Annotated in this window: 17 protein-coding genes; 4 read left to right on the top strand and 13 right to left on the bottom strand. The window is 55.2% G+C overall.

All coding sequences use genetic code 11. The annotated features are described in order from the left end of the window. Positions 1-41: 41 nt before the first annotated feature. From ACWFTY_RS01305 to ACWFTY_RS01250, 12 genes are all read right to left on the bottom strand, one after another. Positions 42-1097, bottom strand: a complete 1056-nt coding sequence (locus ACWFTY_RS01305) for an EpsG family protein (protein ID WP_447525601.1) — start codon at positions 1095-1097, stop codon at positions 42-44. Further along, on the bottom strand, positions 1094-2275 hold the full coding sequence (locus ACWFTY_RS01300; RefSeq protein ID WP_447525600.1) for a CapA family protein: 1182 nt from the start codon (positions 2273-2275) through the stop codon (positions 1094-1096). Before ACWFTY_RS01300 ends, ACWFTY_RS01305 begins: the two co-directional genes overlap by 4 nt. Then, entirely contained in the window at positions 2272-3516 is a 1245-nt protein-coding gene (locus ACWFTY_RS01295) for a glycosyltransferase (protein WP_447525599.1), read from the bottom strand. The genes ACWFTY_RS01300 and ACWFTY_RS01295 overlap by 4 nt, the downstream gene beginning before the upstream one ends. Continuing rightward, complete coding sequence (locus ACWFTY_RS01290) at positions 3480-4244, bottom strand: methyltransferase (protein ID WP_447525598.1); 765 nt, start codon at positions 4242-4244, stop codon at positions 3480-3482. The genes ACWFTY_RS01295 and ACWFTY_RS01290 overlap by 37 nt, the downstream gene beginning before the upstream one ends. A gap of 1 nt (position 4245) precedes the next feature. Then, complete coding sequence (locus ACWFTY_RS01285; RefSeq protein WP_447525597.1) at positions 4246-5208, bottom strand: ATP-grasp fold amidoligase family protein; 963 nt, start codon at positions 5206-5208, stop codon at positions 4246-4248. Between the two features lies 1 nt (position 5209). Continuing rightward, positions 5210-6235, bottom strand: a complete 1026-nt coding sequence (locus ACWFTY_RS01280; RefSeq protein ID WP_447525596.1) for a glycosyltransferase family 2 protein — start codon at positions 6233-6235, stop codon at positions 5210-5212. Between the two features lie 31 nt (positions 6236-6266). Beyond that, positions 6267-7634 (bottom strand): flippase, encoded by a 1368-nt coding sequence (locus tag ACWFTY_RS01275; protein WP_447525595.1) that lies wholly within the window; start codon positions 7632-7634, stop codon positions 6267-6269. Between the two features lie 40 nt (positions 7635-7674). Continuing rightward, on the bottom strand, positions 7675-8949 hold the full coding sequence (gene tviB / locus ACWFTY_RS01270; RefSeq protein WP_447525594.1) for a Vi polysaccharide biosynthesis UDP-N-acetylglucosamine C-6 dehydrogenase TviB: 1275 nt from the start codon (positions 8947-8949) through the stop codon (positions 7675-7677). Beyond that, positions 8946-9641: a class I SAM-dependent methyltransferase gene (locus ACWFTY_RS01265; protein ID WP_447525593.1), complete on the bottom strand. Its 696-nt coding sequence runs from the start codon at positions 9639-9641 to the stop codon at positions 8946-8948. Before ACWFTY_RS01265 ends, tviB begins: the two co-directional genes overlap by 4 nt. A gap of 308 nt (positions 9642-9949) precedes the next feature. Beyond that, positions 9950-10954, bottom strand: coding sequence for an SDR family NAD(P)-dependent oxidoreductase (locus tag ACWFTY_RS01260; protein WP_447525592.1), 1005 nt, complete (start codon positions 10952-10954; stop codon positions 9950-9952). Then, positions 10951-12255 (bottom strand): UDP-glucose dehydrogenase family protein, encoded by a 1305-nt coding sequence (locus tag ACWFTY_RS01255; RefSeq protein ID WP_447525591.1) that lies wholly within the window; start codon positions 12253-12255, stop codon positions 10951-10953. Before ACWFTY_RS01255 ends, ACWFTY_RS01260 begins: the two co-directional genes overlap by 4 nt. A 178-nt stretch (positions 12256-12433) precedes the next feature. Then, entirely contained in the window at positions 12434-12811 is a 378-nt protein-coding gene (locus tag ACWFTY_RS01250; protein WP_447525590.1) for a MarR family EPS-associated transcriptional regulator, read from the bottom strand. A gap of 463 nt (positions 12812-13274) precedes the next feature. On the opposite strand from ACWFTY_RS01250, the gene nusG reads away from it, so the two are divergent. The 4 genes from nusG to ACWFTY_RS01230 all read left to right on the top strand — a co-directional run bounded on the left by nusG (position 13275) and on the right by ACWFTY_RS01230 (position 17631). Beyond that, on the top strand, positions 13275-13787 hold the full coding sequence (nusG, locus tag ACWFTY_RS01245; protein WP_447525589.1) for a transcription termination/antitermination protein NusG: 513 nt from the start codon (positions 13275-13277) through the stop codon (positions 13785-13787). A gap of 211 nt (positions 13788-13998) precedes the next feature. Further along, a complete protein-coding gene (locus tag ACWFTY_RS01240) occupies positions 13999-15552 on the top strand; it encodes a TIR domain-containing protein (protein WP_447525588.1) in 1554 nt (517 codons plus the stop codon). A 12-nt stretch (positions 15553-15564) separates the two neighbouring features. Beyond that, positions 15565-16131, top strand: coding sequence for a hypothetical protein (locus ACWFTY_RS01235; protein ID WP_447525587.1), 567 nt, complete (start codon positions 15565-15567; stop codon positions 16129-16131). Positions 16132-16143: 12 nt separating this feature from the next. After that, a complete protein-coding gene (locus ACWFTY_RS01230) occupies positions 16144-17631 on the top strand; it encodes a tetratricopeptide repeat-containing protein (protein ID WP_447525586.1) in 1488 nt (495 codons plus the stop codon). A gap of 11 nt (positions 17632-17642) precedes the next feature. Here the strand turns inward: ACWFTY_RS01230 and ACWFTY_RS01225 are convergent, their stop codons facing one another. Beyond that, positions 17643-18299, bottom strand: a complete 657-nt coding sequence (locus ACWFTY_RS01225) for a Crp/Fnr family transcriptional regulator (protein WP_447525585.1) — start codon at positions 18297-18299, stop codon at positions 17643-17645. Positions 18300-18305 lie beyond the last annotated feature (6 nt).

Here is an 18305-nt window from a genome sequence, read left to right as displayed (position 1 = left end):
TGTGCAGAAGTGCGCTGAAATGCCTTTGCCTAACCTCTATATCATCGCAAAACATAGGGTATATAGCCGCCGATCTGATTCAGGAATATTGCGAGGAAGACGGTCCCCGACAGCAGAAGGCCGGCTGTCATTGCTGTCCGAATCTTGGCGTCTTGAATAGACAGAAGCAGTAGCGGCCACAGAAAAATCATCGCGATTGTAAAATAAATCGCCATGCGACCCATTTCGACATAGCTCCCCGAAAGGGTCACAACCGCCAGGATCATGCTGCCAAACACCATCATCGTCAACAGCCTGTCGTAATTGTCCCGCCAGTCACGACGCACGATAGGCCGGCTCAGGACGAACAAAACTGAAAGCAGGACATGAAATAATGTCAGCAACGCACCTCCGGTTTCGGTACGATCAGCATAGGTCGCGTAGCGCTCGTTTGCCAGGCCAGCAACTTGAACCGCTGTATCCAGAAACACCACGAACCCAGCGGCTATCACAAATACCGCAGCCAATATCCAAAGAGAAAATTTCTGCCGGAACAAAAAGTACATCGGTAGAGTGAAAATGGCTGTAGTGTGAAACAGCGTCGCCAAACCCACCCAGGCTGCGTATCGTATAAAGCTCCCGGAGAGCAGAGACGGAATCGCTAGCATATATACTGCTAGAGCCAGCCCTTGCCGCATGCCATTCAAATGAAAAGCGAAGAAGCCGAAGGCTATGAGCACGAACACGGAAAGTGCAGGGTCTTTGGATATTCGCGTTATGCCCATGATAAAGAAAAATGATGCAAATGCTGATGTTATGAGGAGAATTATCGTCGGATCTTTCCCGATCAAAAGCCCGAGGGCATAGAGCGATTTGATCCCGAATTCCGAGCTTCCAAATGAATCCCATATCATATTTAAGGAGCCCAGATCCTCGAACCAGCTGACATAGACGATGGTATCCGCCCCGACATAATTGCCGCGCAACCCTCCGAAAAGAGTCAGTGCGGTAAATACACTCAGCCAAAGAAGTATTCGCATGGCGTCAGGCATCCGTCGTGTTTGCGCGACCAGCGCGAGCAGCGACACAGTCAGCAAAAGAGCGAAATGGGGTATCATTTCCGGTTTTGGTCCTTCTTAGGAGAAGCCAGCAATCCTGAAAAAGCTGTAAGAACAACCTCCCGGTGTGAATCGCAACGCAAAACATTCATCGAGATCATGCGTTGGCGGCCCGAATAGAGCAGACGCACGATTGCCCCGCGAAGCAGTCTGTTCGCCCGGGTCATCCACAGCCCCAGTCCCAACAAATGCGGTAACTGGTTTTGACCGAGCCTGTCACAGAATTGCGCCCAGGAATTTTCCAGCCACTTGGAGTCCAAGGCTTGCTGTGAACGCTCCTGAAGAGCTTGAAGACACTGGTCGGCGGCTTCAGGCGGCAGCAAGTCAACCCGTCCCGATTTGTCGCAACCGATCGGCAACAACTCGATACGGGCCTCGGGATTGCCAGACACGTCCGTTTTCACAAGCTGGACGTTCACGGCCAGACCTTGGTTCCAGCTTAACTTGTCGCGATATCCATATACCGCATTTCCTTGTCCGTAGACGATATGTCCACCCTGATATTCTTCGAACGTCCCGATGACATGGCTGTGTTGACACAGCACCAGATCGGCCCCGTTGCGGACCAACGCCCGGCAGGTCCGCGCCAGCATCGGGCTGGGGTAGGAATAATATTCGATACCTCCGTGATACAGAATGATGACATAATCGCATTCAGCCTTGAGTGTAGCCAGACGCTCGAGATCCTGCAGTGGATCAAAAATATGTGCGCCCGGTTGGTTCGGGCCGGCGGAGTTGAACTCGTGTTCGGCCACAGCCATGATTCCGATAGTCCAGCCTTGCTGCTGAATGATTTTTGGTTGGGCTGCCGATTGCGCATTTGTTCCGGCCCCGGTTGTCAACAGGCCGGCATTATCGCAGGCTGCCAAAGTATCAATAACGCCCTGGGCGCCACAGTCGCCAACATGGTTGTTTGCAACTCCTAGCAGGTCAAAGCCTGCCGCGGCCAGAAGCTGGGCATCCGCAGGTCGTCCCACCAGCACAGGGCCTATTTTGTCAGCTGCACTGGCACTGTCAGAAAGCACACATTCGAGATTGGCAATCGCCAGGTCGGCCTTTTTAATTCTGGATGTCAGTCCTCCCAGCAAAAGTTCGGGGTCGCCGGTATCGAACAGTGACCGCGTATCTTGCGTGGGACAGATATCGCCGCAGATCAGGATATCGAATGGATCGGTCATGCGGCTTCTCCTGCTGTGGGGAATGTCCCGGGATTGCGCCAGGCCCGTTCGATACGGGCTGTATTCTCACGCGCGGAAAAACCTTTTTCTGTAAATGACTGTGCGATCGCTTCGAAGGTTGGGCGGGTAATTTTGCGGGCGGACAAAATAGCTTCCGCCCAAATTTCTGCATCAAACCCGTCGACGAACTGCACAAGACCCAAGCCCATGTCAATTGGCGTCGGAAAACCGGTCGACAGCACGCAGGGCGTGCCGGCAGCTTGAGCCTCGGCACCGACCAGGCCGAAGCCTTCTCGCAATGCCGGACTTACAAAGACGTCCAGGGCGGCCATTACCGCAGGAATATCATCGCGCGGGCCGACAAATCGCAGGGCGTCGCTCAGCCCCGCAGCATCGGCGGCTGCGCGTAACTCGTTACAATAGGCGCTATCTTGTTCGCGTCCGACTATTACGGCAGTGGCCAGTATATCGCGCTGGCGCAGCGCATCCAGCACATCAATCAGAAATCCGGCGTTCTTGTGGCGTACGATCCGGCCGACGGTGCCGATCAGCAAGCCTGACCGGTTGCCGGTCAGCTCAGGACGAATTGCTGCAATAATCGCCGGCGTGATTGCCTTGTAACTGTCGACGTCAATGGCATTGTTGATGACGACGCGGGGCTGTCCACGCGAAAGCCAGCGTGCAAAAAGACTGTCGATGGCTTCATGCGAGCATCCCCAAAAATCGGTCGCCAAGGCCGCGAAAATCAGCTTGCTCAGCTGAAGTTCGGCTTGGGCAAATATTCGATAGCCTAGGGAGCCGCGAAAAGTCAGCGCTGCATGGGAATGGACGATGATCCGCTTGATGCCGTTTAACCGGGCCGCCAGAACGACGAGGCCGCTACGCGCGTTCAGATGTATATGGATTACATCCGGTCTGCCATATTGACGGACCCGCTGTTTAAAGGACCGAAAATAACTGGCCAGTCCGCTTTGGACCGGCGTTTTTATTGTCAGCAGCTGCGCCCCCCGGGCCAGAATTTCGTGATCGAAAGCCGCCGATCCGGCTTCATAGCCATCCCGATGGTGAACCAGAAAATCTATCTGCGTATCGGGGGATTTGTGGCGCAGTAATTCCATCACCATGACTTCAGCGCCGCCCTGGTTCATAGGTCCGACAACATGCCACACTTTGTGGGAAATATTCTGGATAGGGTTGCGAACGGTCATCGCCGGATTGCGCGTAAGTAAAGGCGCTGGCATTCGTCTTCGCTTTCGCAATGAAACATATGCGCCATATAATGTTGGAACACCCGATTTAACAGGCCCTGATGATTCAAGATGAACAGTCGATTGATCAGCAGCCGGTTGAGCCATTTGCGTCTCCGGCCGATCCGTTCAAACGGCTTGATGACATCAATATCAAAATATTCCGACACTTCCTGGCTGAGCAATGCTGAGTCAAAATGACGGAAATGGTGCGGGGCTATCGGCTGGTTGCTGTGAGGAACGGTTAGATGCAGGACCCCGCCCGGCCGCAACGTATCCCGAATACCGCGCAGGAAGGCGCTGGCGTTGGTCGGTTCTATATGTTCATAGACTTCCATCAGTACGGCCACATCATTGTCAGCCTCGATCGGGTGCACGATAAGATCGCGCGCTTCGAAACGCACGTTTTTCTGCCGGTTGAGAGCCTGCGCAAGACGAATTGCCTGTTCGGAATAGTCTACTCCGTTGAGCTGTGATTCCGGGAAACGCCTGGCTAGTTCGTGGGTGAGGCGCCCATCGCCGCAGCCAATGTCGATAATGGTTGCGCGCTCGGTTTCCTGTTCGACCCGTTCTAGCAGGAACGTAATCGCTGAAGTATAATTCAAAACCCAGTCATAAACTTTCGCAACTCCAAATCGGGGGTGCAATGACGCTATGTAGTGATAAGGAAAACTGTACCAGCTTTCCTGAACCTGTTGCGCGTCTTTTAACGGTTGCGTCATATTAGTGTCCTCGGGATTGGGGAAGTGAGAGCATGTCGCCGCACACGAAGTCTTGCTCGTCCGGAATGAAATCGGGTAGTCCGCTGGCTGGATAGAATGTCAGTTCGCCAAAGAACAGGCGATCGTCAACATCATAGAAGTCCACCCGGATATAGGGATGCCCGCTGGCAAGGTCGCGCGCGGTGCCGATCATGCGTTCCAGAGAGCCCGGGCGCGGGATCAACACTTCGGGAATGGGTTTCACATCCTTGCCGAAGGGAAGCACTTGCCAGTCGAGACCGTAGAAATTCTGCACATGCCCGCACGACAGTCGACCGGAATTGGCCTGCACGAAGCGAGGTTCACCATTAAAACAATGAATTTTGTAATCTCGTAACCCGCCGCTTGAGTCTTCGAGATATTCGTCGATAACCAAGCGCCGGGGTATATCCCGATAGGGCCATTCGCGCCCATTCCAGTAAATACCCTGCCGCAACCATGACGAAAGCATGCGATGTACATAATTGCGGTTTAACAGCGCTTTGTCTCGGCAAATCAGGTTCCAGCCGCTGCCGTGCGCAGCCTTGATCACGAACCGCTCGGGCAAGGCGTCGAAATCGATATCTTCTACTCTGGAAACGGAGGCGATCTGCCGACATAATAATGCCTCGTAACCGCGTTCTTTCAGATAGGTGCGGACGGCACATTTGTCGGCAAGGACGGTTTGCAACGGATCGCGGTGATGTAGCTTCAGCCATTGCATCTTTTCGCTGAACCTGACGGGGTTTGCCAGATCGGGAACCCGCCCGCTATAGTCGCGGTAAAGCTTAATTATCGCCGCCCGGTCGTCATAGCGCCACAGGTTCCAGGCGCCGCGCAGGCGCAAACCTTCGAGCCAGACAAGGAATAATATCGAGTTGGAGTTTTTCCAGCCTACGAGAGTACGCTCCAGACGCGCGAAGGGTGAAGAACCAGTTTTTTCCACGTTACAGCCTTGATTTGATCGCACGGTAGAAAGCGCGTACAGTATTGCGAATGTACAGCGCAAGTGCATCTAGTTGACTGCCTTCTGTCGCTCGAAAGAAAGCACGTGCCTGCCAGCGCAACGGTTTTCCCGCAGCCAGATAAGCACTGTGCCGGTCGGTGAAGCGGTCAGCGATCATCTGACTGACCGTAGCCTCGTGACTTTGGGCAATAACATCATATACTCCATGCCAAGCATTGAGCTGGTGTCCGGTCAGCAGGTCATCATAAGTGTCGAATTGACCACTTTCGTGGAGAAATGCCTCGACCTGATCCAGAACAATAAAATAATCTGCACGCTTGATACCCTTTCCAGCGGTCGTCGCTTCAGGTTGTTGACGGTAATAGGAAAGTCGCCTCGGCAACAGCGCGATGCGGTCGAGCTGTGTGACTAAACGCCAATGTACCGGAAAATCCTGGTAGGTTAAGCCTCTTGGAAAGTTAATATTCAGTCGCTTGAGAGCATCTCGATGGACTAGCCTTGTCCAAGCAAAGGCTGGCCGAACCAGCAGCGCCTTTCGGTCACTCGAGTCGATGCTCTGCAAGCCGGAATGAACAGCGACCTTGGCCGGAATTTGCGCCTCGTTGGAGAAGACCACATAATCCCATATCACCATTTCCGCATTTGCAGCATGTGCTGCATTCAATGCGAGCTCCAGCATTTCAGGATGATATAGATCGTCCGCATCAAGAAATGTTAGCCACTGACCGCGCGCTGTTGCAACTGCCTGATTGCGTGCAACGGCTAAGCCCTCGTTATGTTCCTTCAGAATCAGACGAATGCGAGCATCGCGGCGAGCATAATCCTGCAAAATGGCAGGCGTTTCGTCGCTTGATCCATCATCCACGATGATCAGTTCAAAATCCGCAAAGGACTGAGCGAGCACGCTGTCAAGGCTGGCCTCAATATAGGAAGCGACATTGAAAGCCGCCATGGTTACCGAGATCGCCGGGGTGGACGAGGGACTGTTTTGGGACATGCCGTTCATCTGTCGCCTGCCATTTCGCCATGGTCGAGCATCATGCCGAGGGTTCCTTTTTTACCGATCGCAGCAATCCGAGTATCGATCCATCGATCCCCAGTTTGCGATGCACCGTAAACCAGAACAAAAGATTCCATACGATGATTGAGATCCCTGTCGCGATGGCCGCGCCCACCACACCATAAGGAGGGATGAGCAAGGCATTGAGCGGAACGTTCAACAAGGACGCGGCCAGAAGGCCGTAGACGCCGTTTCGCTCATGGCCTGTCATCACCAGGAGCGGCCAGACGATACCGAAGAATCCGTTGACCAGCTGTGCAATCGACAGGATCATCATCGGCTCCCAAGCAGCAACGAATGATTCCCCATATATGATCGCCAGAAGATCTTTGCCCCAAATTCCGAGAATCAGCACGACCGGCAGCGCAAGCAAGACCGAAGCTGTGGCGCAAGTGCCAGCGAGCCTCTGCAATCTGATCATGTCATTTTCGGCGAAAAAGCGACTGATATAGGGCATCGCGACTATTTGTATGGCAGACAAGCCGAAGATCACCAGGGCCGCCGTCGAAACGGCTATCTTATATTGCCCCACCTCAGCATTGCTGCGGAATATGCCGACCATGACCAGATCAACGTTCTGGTTGATCAACTGTAGTCCGGACATCATCGCCAATGGCAGAATTGCACGGATCCACACCATGCTGTGAAAGACTCGCTCCCCTACATCCTTGCTCTCCGACGGCGTTGCGTGCCAGAGGAACGCTGCTGCAATCAGCAGGATACCCATTGTCGCCACGAGGTTTACAGCCAACGCGGATGAGGCGGCCAGCGTTGACGGATTGAAGTACCAGACAGACGTGATCAGGATGATGATAAACAGCGGGCGCAACACTTCCGTTGGCAATTGCCCCAACACGACTCGGCGAAGTCCCCGCAACACTGCTCCCAGAGTACCTGCCAGGCCCACCGGTAAAACCAACGCTGCTGCGAGCCAATAGATAAGGCGGGTTTCGTGACTGAAAGCATCACCTTTGATCCAGACATAAGCGAGAATGCCAGCAACGATTACACCGCCCATGACGATATTCATTCGCAACGCCCAGACTCGAATGCTGTGAAAAGCAACCCAGTCGCGGGTCACTTCGGCGCGGGCAGTTTCGCGCGTAAGCAAGGTGGGTATCCCCATATGGACTGGGAAGGCCAGCAGCGAGGTTATCGACAGGACGAAGACATACAGCCCATAATCGTCAACGCCAAGCGTTCGTGTCAGTACGACGGAGGAAAGTAGCGTCAGAACCAGTGCCAGGATACGGGCGCCGAGTCCGCCCGCGCCCGCCCGTGCCAACTGCCCTTTCAGGCCGCTGCCGGTTAGACTCGCGAACTGACCGAGCAACAGCGCTTTCACAGCCGGTCTCGCAACGCTCGTGGCTGCGCAATGTCAGGGATCACAGCCTGAGATCACTTTCGCTAAGGTCGAAGACACTTTTCAGATCGAAAAATATCGATGGATCGCGACCAAATGCCCTGATAGATTCTGCTCCAAGATTGGCAAATTTCGTGTGCGGGACGGCCAAAAGTACGCCATCGTAGCAGCCTAGCTCAGGCGTTGGGCAAAGCGATATGTCATATTCTTTTTTCGCTTCGTCCGGGTTTGCCCATGGGTCAACCACATCGACAATAACGCCATAGCTTTCGAACTCGCGAATGATGTCGATCACGCGAGTATTGCGAAGATCCGGACAGTTTTCCTTGAACGTCAGGCCCATCACCAGAACCCTGGCGGCCTTGATCTGGATTGCGCGATTCAGCATCGCCTTGATCATCTGGGCTACCGCATGACTGCCCATACCGTCATTCACCCGCCGTCCCGCGAGGATCACCTCTGGATGATAGCCAATCTCCATCGCCTTGTGTGTGAGATAATAGGGGTCTACCCCGATACAGTGACCGCCCACCAACCCGGGGCGAAACGGGAGGAAATTCCATTTGGTCCCGGCGGCCCGGAGCACGGCTTCGGTATCTATGCCCATCCGGTTGAAGATGATCGCCAGTTCATTGACTAGGGCGATATTCAGGTCGCGTTGAGTGTTTTCGATGACTTTGGCCGCTTCGGCAACTCGGATCGATTCCGCCCGATAGGTGCCGGCGGTGATTATCGACGCATATAGATCGTCAACAATTTCCGCGATTTCAGGGGTAGAGCCCGATGTTACTTTGAGGATGTCGGGCAGTCGGCGTGCCTCATCCCCGGGATTGATCCGCTCGGGACTGTAGCCGACATGAAAATCGACGTTAAATTTCAATCCGGAGGTCCGTTCCAGCACGGGAACACAATCCTCCTCGGTTGCTCCAGGATAGACTGTCGATTCGTAAATTACGATGTCACCTTTTTTCAATATCTGTCCGATGGTTTCGGAAGCGCGCACAAGCGGAGTCAGGTCAGGACGTTTGTGCGCATCGATAGGCGTCGGCACAGTGACGATGTAGATAGAACAGGAAGCCAGATCCTCGGGATTGGCGGTGAAACGCAGATGCTCGCTGGTAGCCAGTGCATCCGCCGTGACTTCCAGCGTCGTATCCTCGCCTCTTGTCAGCGCATCGATGCGCGCCTGATTGACGTCAAAACCGACAACCGGCCGCTTCCGCCCGAATTCAACAGCTAACGGCAGGCCAACATAGCCGAGCCCGATGATTCCAATTACGGAGTCATGGTGATTCATATAGTTTCTCTTTGAAGCGATGGTTTGAGACATGTGACGAAATAACCAGTAGTACAGCGGTGATCGGGCGAAATGCGATCAAGCAAGACGAGCAGCGCAAAAAACGGTAGCCCCAATATTATGGCCAGTCCACCGATGAGCTGGCGCTTGCGTCCCGGCGAAAAGATTGTCCGCATGAACAACACCACGATAGATGTATAATATCCGTTCCGAGGCCGGATTTTTTGCTCGGTGAAACCCGTAAGCAGATGTTCCAAACCATGTCGCGAAAAGCGCCAATAATCCCATGGTTCCTCATGAATTCCGAAGATAAAGGGCGTACTCATCACGAAGCGCCCGCCATCCTTGAGCACGCGCTGTACTTCGCTTAATGCCGCACGCGGGGATGTGACATGTTCCAGTACTTCCATCATATAAACCGCATCGAATCGTTGGTCTTCGAACGTCATCGCGGTAGTGTCCATCACGATGTCAGGGTTTCGCGCCTCGTCTATGTCGATCGACACGGCATCGGTTCCCGGCGTTTGCTTGATCATATTATCCAATAAGCCGCCCGCTCCGATGCACAATATGCGGGCATTTGGTGGCAGGGTTGCCAGATCCTCGGCTAGCCATTCATATAGGTTTGCGCGGGAGAACCGCTTAGATAGGCGCGCAAGAGCGAGGAAAGCAGGCTTCATAATGATCTTCATAGTCAATCCTTCTTCTATGCGTGCGATGCTTGTCACCATGGGAAAAACCAACAGGTTTCAGATGGAAGCAAGGGCTAAATTGAACGCCCGCAACAACACGCTGGTTGCTTGTCGATATTGAGATTCCGAAATAATGCATTCATGATTTGGCTGATTTCAATTATCGGGGATCGTAGTACGGTTGCGAAGAGGCTTTGAATGTTAAAGGAATTGGCGGGGAAATATTTGGCAATGGGCAAAGGTCTGATCGGCCGAAATAAACGGCAAGCGGGAAGCCCTGATTCTCGGACCAATAGCCAAGGATGCAGTCAGGCATCATAATATTCGCGGTACCAGCGCACGAAGTCGGCTACGCCTTCGCGGAAAGGTGTATGCGGCTTATATCCGGTCAGCTGCTGCAATACCCCAGCATCCGCCCAGGTAGCGGGTACGTCGCCGGTTTGCATCGGCATGTAATTGCGGATCGCCTTTTTGCCCAGTTCATCCTCTATCGCTTCCACGAAATCCAGCAGGCGGACCTTGTCGGAATTGCCGATATTGACCACCCGGAACGGTGCGGCTGGTGACAGGCTGTCGTTCTCGACCGCGGTTTCCGGTCCGCCCGGCACCGCGTCGATCAGCAACCGGATCCCGCGCACGAGATCAGTGACATAGGTAAAGTCACGCGACATATCGCCATTGTTATAAATGTCGATCGGCGTGCCTTCCAAAATCCCCTTGGTGAATTTGAACAACGCCATGTCCGGCCGTCCCCACGGACCATAGACGGTGAAGAACCGAAACATCGTCGTCGGCAGGCCGTAGATATGGGCATAAGAATGGCCCATCGCCTCGTTCGCTTTCTTGGTCGCGGCATAGATGGTCAGCGGCGTGTCCGCTTTCTGCGTCTCGGCAAAGGGCATTTCGGTATTGGCACCATAAGCCGAACTGGTCGAGGCCATCAGCAGATGCTGCACCGGGACCGCGCGCGCGGCTTCCATCACGTTGAACGTGCCGACGATATTGGCGTCGATATAGGCACGCGGATTTTCCAGACTGTACCGTACCCCTGCCTGGGCCGCGAGATGGACGATTATATCGGGCGCGGCCTCTGCGACGGCGGCCTGCAGCGTATCATTATCTTCCAGCATGGCTTGGGTAAAAGAGAATTTCGGATGCTGGCTGAGCAACTCGATCCGGCGTTCTTTCAGACGAACGTCGTAATAGTCGGTCATTCCGTCATAGCCGGCTACCGTCCAGCCCTCCTGGAGTAGCAGTTCGGCCAGATGAAAGCCGATGAATCCGCCGGTTCCCGTTATAAATGCGGTTCTCATCGTCCGACTCCGACATATTGAGTGAACCCGGCGGCCAGAACCGAGTCGCGATCATAGACATTACGCAGATCGGCCATGACCGGTGCGGCCATGCCACCCGCGAGACGCGCAAGGTCGAGCGCACGAAATTCGTTCCACTCGGTCAGAATGACCACGATATCCGCGTCGGTTGCTGCCTCATAGGCGTCGTCGACCCAGGTCACACCCGGTAGAAGCGTCTTGCCTTCGCGCAATCCCTGGGGATCGCAGACGCGGACGTTGGCGCCGCCGCCCACCAGCGCGGGAACGATGGTTAGCGAAGGTGCATCGCGCATATCGTCAGTCTCGGGTTTGAAAGTGACCCCCATGACAGCAATCGTCTTGCCGTTGACTGACCCGCCGCACAGGTCGAGCAGCTTGTCGATCATCCGGCGTTTGATCGCTTCGTTGACCTCGATTACCGTCTCGGTAATGCGCTGGGGAACACCATGTTCCTGACCGATCCGTGCCAGAGCGCTGGTGTCCTTGGGAAAACAGGAGCCGCCATAGCCCGGCCCGGCATGCAGGAATTTGTTGCCGATCCGGCCATCCAGTCCGATGCCCTTGGCGACAGACTTGACGTCGGCGCCGACCCGCTCGCAGAGCGCGGCAATTTCGTTGATGAAGCTGATCTTCGTAGCCAGAAAGGCATTGGCCGCATATTTGATCATCTCGGCCGATTCCAGATCCGTATAGACGACCGGAAACTCGCGCAGGAAAAGCGGGCGGTAAATGTCACCCATGACCGCCTTCGCGCGTTCGCTCTCGACGCCCACGACCACGCGATCGGGTTTCATGAAATCGTCGATCGCGGCGCCTTCGCGCAGGAATTCGGGATTCGAAGCTACGTCAAACTGGGCCTCCGGATTGGCAGCGCGGATTACCGCCTCGACCTTGCGATTGGTGCCCACGGGCACTGTCGATTTGGTCACCACCACGGCATATCCGGTCAGAGCCTCGGCGATATCCTCGGCGGCAGCCATGACATAGGTCAGGTCTGCATGGCCGTCACCGCGCCGTGTCGGCGTTCCGACGGCGATGAACACCGCGTCCGCGCCATCGACCGCTGCGGCCAGATCCGTCGTGAAACTCAACCGGCCAGCCGCCACGTTACGCTCCATGACAGCGTCCAGTCCGGGCTCGTAAATCGGAACTTCTCCGCGTTCCAGCTGGGCGATCTTTTCCGGTAGTTTGTCGACGCAGATCACATCATGGCCGAAATCCGAAAAACACACACCCGAGACAAGTCCCACATAACCCGTGCCGATCATTGCAATTTTCATTGTCCGATAGTTCCCTTTACTAAATGTTCAAATGCGGTTTGTGCGCGCCAGTTCTCGGCCGGTGCGCCAATATTCTTGTTGCGCAAAGTTCGAAAAACTAGGCGATAGAGCGATTTATGTGATCGCGGGCAATCGTTTTCCGGATAAACGGTGCGAGTGGCAATTTCGTGACGCCCGGTCATTCGCTTTTGAGACCATCGCTAGATTGGGGTAATTGAGCCTCAGGAAGCTCTGCGGTGAGGCTGTCTATTTCGGCCTTAAGAGCCTCATGCTCTTCAATTTTCCGCAACAAAAACCGCCGCGTCATCGCCGCTTTTTCGGCAATCCCCTGCAGGGTCAGCTTGTAAGCATAGCGACGCTTGTCTTCTGCGGCGGTGAAATTCCCGAGCTTTACCAGGCCTTTTTCGATCAACGCATTGAGCACATAATGCATGGCTCCGACGCTGACCCCGACGGCCTTCGCCATTTCCCGCTGAGACATTTCGGGATTGTCGTCGAGAAGACGAAGAACACGAAAGCGTGTGTCTTCCTGAAGCTTGCTGCGTTTGTTTGTCATATAATAAGGCTGATTTTTCTCAGGCTACCGCACTAGGCCTGCCCACCGGCGCCCAGCGATTCAAAAACTCGAGGGATAGAATGGAATCTACACCGTTCATTTTTGAACGATAGCATATTGCTGCGCTTGCTAACAAGTCTTAAAGTGAAAACATCCGGGGCCATGGCCCTCGCTATGGCGTGCTTAACCGAATGCAAGACCATCTTTGTCGATGGTCCGGTTTCGGATATTGCCAATATTTCCCGAAACACAGTCAACCGCTGGTTGCAGCGAGCGATTGCATAACGGAGCTGTCCAGCCCGCACAAGCTTGAACCGAGCTCCTGCAGCAGGCCGTCTGATCGAGCGGTCGCTCCGTCTGAGACATGGTGGTCATTGCATTATCACATCATTTTTGGAAAAGCTCACTTGCATCTGGTCGAGCTTGAGCGATAGGTGAAACGCAAGAGCGTAGGAGGTTTGAAATGGCATGCCATGATCGCGAGATCAGCTGGTTTCTGGCGCAGCTGAAACCGAACTGTGCCAATATCGCAGACAAAAACCTCCAGCGGCAAGGCTTTCAGACCTTTTTGCCCATGGAAGAGCAAACGCGGCAGCATAACGGCAAGTTCATCACCACCAGGCAGCCCCTGTTCCCCGGTTATATATTCGTGGCTTTTGATGTCGCCCACGGGCTGTGGCGGAGAGTGAAGTCGACTTACGGTGTCACGCGGCTGGTAAATTTTGGCGAAAAGCCCGCGGCGGTGCCGCCAGATCTTATGGCGCAGCTAATGCTGAGCTGTGATGACAGCGGCAAATTGCTCCCGCCCAAAATACTGCAGCCTGGTGACCAGGTTACCCTGACCAAGGGGCCCTTTACCAATTTTGCGGCCGAGGTCGTCAAGATCACGCCCGACCGGCGCGTCTGGGTCCTGATGGAGATCATGGGCGCCAAAACAAAAGTCGCGATCGGGGCGGACCAGCTGCGTACGGTGTGAGTCTGTCTTGGCGCCAAACTGTCTGTTGTCGCACGCGCATAATCGTTTTTCCCGAATGCCCGGGTTGGCGTTTCTTCGCTCAGGAATCTGACCAAGTGTACGGGGAAATCCAACCCGAATTTTAATCCGTGACAGTGATCGGGAATCGCGATACCCTTTGACCGGAAGCTATCGGGCAAATGTCGTCTGAACATTCGATCGCGGGGCAAAATTGGGAGACGCAGAGAAATCTGATCCGCAAGCGGTGCGTTTTCGCGCCTTTGTCAGTTACAGCCATGCCGATGCTACCATCGCGCAAAAACTCCACAGGAAAATCGAGACTTACCGGCTGCCGCAACATTTGCGTGATCGCCAGACCGATGATCCGGACAATGGTCGCCTCGGACGGATTTTCCGTGATCGCGAAGACTTGCCTGCGGCGGAGGATCTTTCGGAATCAGTGAAGCAGGCGCTGTCGGGGTCGCAGGTGCTGGTGGTGATCTGCTCGCCCGACGCCCAGGCATCGATATGGGTTGCCCGTGAAATCGAGCTGTTCCGCGCGCTGCATCCGGGGCGACCGGTGCTGGCGGCCCTGGTGCGGGGCGAGCCGGAAGAGGCTTTCCCCACCGCGTTGCGGTATGGGACCGAGCCACTGGCGGCGGACCTGCGCAAGGAAGGTGACGGCTGGCGGCTGGGCTTTCTGAAGATTGTCGCGGGCATTGCCGGTGTCCCGCTCGACGCGCTGGTCCAGCGCGATGCGACCCGCCGCATTCGTCGCGTGATGGCGGTCACGGGCGGCGCGCTGGTCGCGCTGCTAGCCATGATCGGGATGACAATATTCGCACTCCAGTCGCGCAACGAAGCGCAGCATCAGCAGGCCGAAGCCGAAGGGCTGGTCGAATATATGCTGACCGACTTGCGCACCGAGCTGAAGGGCGTCGGCCGGCTCGACGTGATGACCAAGGTCAACGAACGGGCGATGGACTATTACGAGGACCAGGGTGACCTGTCCGACATGCCCGCCGAAAGTCTGGAGCGGCGAGCAAGGATTTTGCACGCGATGGGCGAGGATGACGAGAAGCGGGGTGATTTGGACAATGCGCTGGCGAAATTCACCGAGGCGCACCGGGTGACGGAAGCTCTGCTGGCGCGGGATCCGGAGAATCCGGACTTCCTTTTTGCTGAGATTCAGAGTTTACTGTATTTGGCATTTCATCATCGCAACGCGCAACATGATAACCTAGCCGTAAATCTAAATCGTAAGGCAAAGGTGCTTTCTCATTCATTAGAAAGAGTGAAGCCTGATGAGAAATACCTCCGCCAGGCAGCTACTATTTATGGAAATCTATGTGCAATCACAGTGTCATTAGGCATATTAAACTCAGATTCCGAGACTGATTGTACAACAGCATTGTCTCTGATGTCGAAGGCTGCAGAAAGAGTGCCGAATGACTCTCAATACTTATCAGAGCTGGCGAATAAGCGCGCTTGGTATGGAGATTTTCTCATCCAGCAAAACCGGGAAGTTGAAGGGATGAAGCAACTTGACGAACATCTTTCGATAATTGACCGTCTGATGAAATCTCACCCGGAAAATTGGCAGTGGCTGGAACAAGCAGTTCGATCTCGGATGGGATATGCTGAACTACTTCGAAAGGCGGGAAATCATAAAAGAGCAATTACGTTCGCAAGAATGGCAGTTTCCTTGGGGGAAGAACTTGTTCTTCATGACCCTGGAAATGCAAGTTGGAGAGGTCTTCTCGACCGAGCCAAACAACAATTATAGAAGGAGAGAGTCATGAGTACATTGTTTGACATCACAAAGCTGGTATTTTTCCAATTTAACTTGGATAAAGATAGATCGGATGGTCACTATACATTTATTGGGAAAAAAGGCGCTGGTAAAAGCTGGCCGCAAGCATTGAAAAAAGTCAGAGAAGTTTTCGATGGGAAGCTACCGAGTACATCGCACACTCCAATTGGCTATCCCGGTGCGTATAAAAAACTTTCGATCAAACTTCCAAATAACGACAAGAAAAATTTGCTCATTTTTTCTATTAATGCCGACGCCAGGTTTAAGAAAACAGTTCGGCCAATTGTTCTTCCAAACGGAAATCCCAACGATGCGTTTGGAGATAGCTTTATATTGGCTCCCGACGATGCAAATGGGACTATGAAAATCATCGATCCCGAGAGTGGTTCAACAAATTTTCCGGATAACGCTTGGGCGGCTATCACTTTTGATGAGTCTCGCGTTAGACAAGCAGACAAATATATCTTTGCTTTTATGATTGATTATTTGGACGAAGGTATCGCGCCGCCTGAAGACGCTTGGCCGGGCCCACCGCACAACACGGCGACTTGAATTTTGGCAGTTGTGGGTTCACATGCATCAATCCTCTCCATCGCCCGCGCCGGTAACCCTGCGCAGGCGTGGGCTCTGTTTCAGTCTTCCGGTTGGGATACGCGCCTTGATGATCCGAAGGCGCTAACGCTCAAGGGCCGATTGCTCAAGGATCAGGCGAAGGCTTGTGATGGGGCTGACCGCGCCCAACTCTATGGCGAAGCGGCCGAGGCTTATGCGGCGGCGGCTGCGCTGGAGCGGGATAGTTATCCGTTGATCAATGCCGCGGCGCTGGCGTTGCTGGGGGGTAAGCCTGAGCGGGCTCGTTCGCTTGCGCAAGAGACCCTCAATTTACTGGAGAGCGATCCTGCGCAAGGCGAAAATGCCTATTGGCGCGCCGCGACCCGGGCGGAGGCCTTGCTTTTGCTCGGCGATGAAACCGGTGCGCGCGCGGCGCTGGCTGACGGGATCGCGAAACTGCCTCGGGCGTGGGAGGACCATGCCGCGACCATTGGCCAGTTTGAACTGATCTTGGCCGAGCAGGGCAGGGACGCCGCCTGGCTGGACCGGCATCGTCCGCCCCCCAGCTTCTATTTCAGCGGTATCATCGGACTGGATGAGGCGGATGTGACAATCGGGCAGGATATTGACGCGATCATCGCGAGGGAACGGCCGGGTTTCAGTTTTGGCGCGCTGGCGGCGGGAGCGGACATATTGATCGCCGAGGCGCTGCACAATGCGGGTGCCGAGCTCCATATCACCTTGCCTTATCCGGTCGATCGCTTTCGCGAATTGTCGGTTGCGCCTTTTGGGGATCATTGGCTTGCCCGTTTTGATGCGCTGGCCGAGGTGGCGGCGACGCTGGATGTGCTGACCGAATTGCCCGATGAGGACGAGCGGTCGCTTGCGGTCGCCGTGGAACTGGCCGATCTGGTTGCCATGGGCCAATGCGTCCGCAATGCCGGGGTGCTGAAGAGCCGGCCCAAGGCGCTCACGATCACTGGGAGGGGCGATGAACCGCGCCGCCAGCATCTGGTCTGGGCCGATAGCGGTCATGATCAATTTGCCATATCTGTTGCCCGCAAGCCGGATCATCAATCGATTGCCGGGCCCTCGGGCGAGGAGAGAAGAGAGATTGCCGCAATTCTCTGGACGGATGGTCTTGATCGTGATGCGCTGTCCCAGCTTCCGGAAGCGGCCCGTGCGTTTCAGGCTGCAGGGGATGCCCGATATCGGATATCGACCAATATTGCGGAACTGCTATCGATCAGCCGGTCGCTGTTGCAGCATAATCCCGACAGCCGGATCAGCTTGCTGATCGATATCATGGACCCGCAAAGGCCCGCAGCCTCGCTGCTCGAGCAGGCCGGCGATATGGCGCGCGCATCCAGTGGGGGAGCGGTTCTGACCGACTATAAATCCGCGATGGTTTTGACGCTTGAACCGGGCAGCCACGCGGTCGAGGAGATCGGTGAATTGCAGACCGCGCACGGCCCAGTGCCTCTATGGTCGCTGGTCTGAGCGGTAGCGGTTCAGACCACCAGTTCTTCGAGCAGGCCGCGCGACAGGATCTCCAGCCGCTCGTCATCGCGCCGGATGATCCCGCGCCGTTCCAGCGCATTGATTGCCCGCGATCCGGTCTCGCGCGTGGTCTGGGCGGATAAAGCCAGCGCCGCGATCACCGGCGGCGGCGCTATCCGGCCCTCCTCGCCCGCTTCGTGCAGCAATTCGGCATAGACCCGGCCATTGGCGGTCAGGGTGATGCGTGCCGCCATCCGGTCGAGTACCGCATTATATTGCCGCCCCAATATTTTCGACAGGCCGCTGCCGATGCGGGCTTCTTCCTGCAATAGGGCAGTCATCTTTGCCGTGGGAATTTCGAGAGCGGACAGCCGGGTCTGCGCCACGACATCGGAGATCACGATCCGCTCGTGCGGGAAAGCGCCGAATAATTCGCCGGGCCCGTGAGCGGCGAGCAATTTGGTCTGACCATCCATGCCGATGATTTGCAGCTGGGCCCGGCCTTCCAGCACGATCCAGAGTTTCGCACCGAGATCGCCCTGATGGGCGAGGATATCCTTGTGGCGATAATGTACCAGCCGGGTTGCGGCATCCACTCGCCCGGCTTCTTCCGGCGAGCAGGAAAAGAACGAGGCGAGGGCGGCTATGCGGTCGCTGGTGGTCATCATCTCCTC

Source organism: Parasphingorhabdus sp. NYA22, assembly GCF_976973735.1.
The sequence above is the reverse complement of the archived record's forward strand: the minus strand, read 5'-3'. Positions and strand labels throughout refer to the sequence as shown.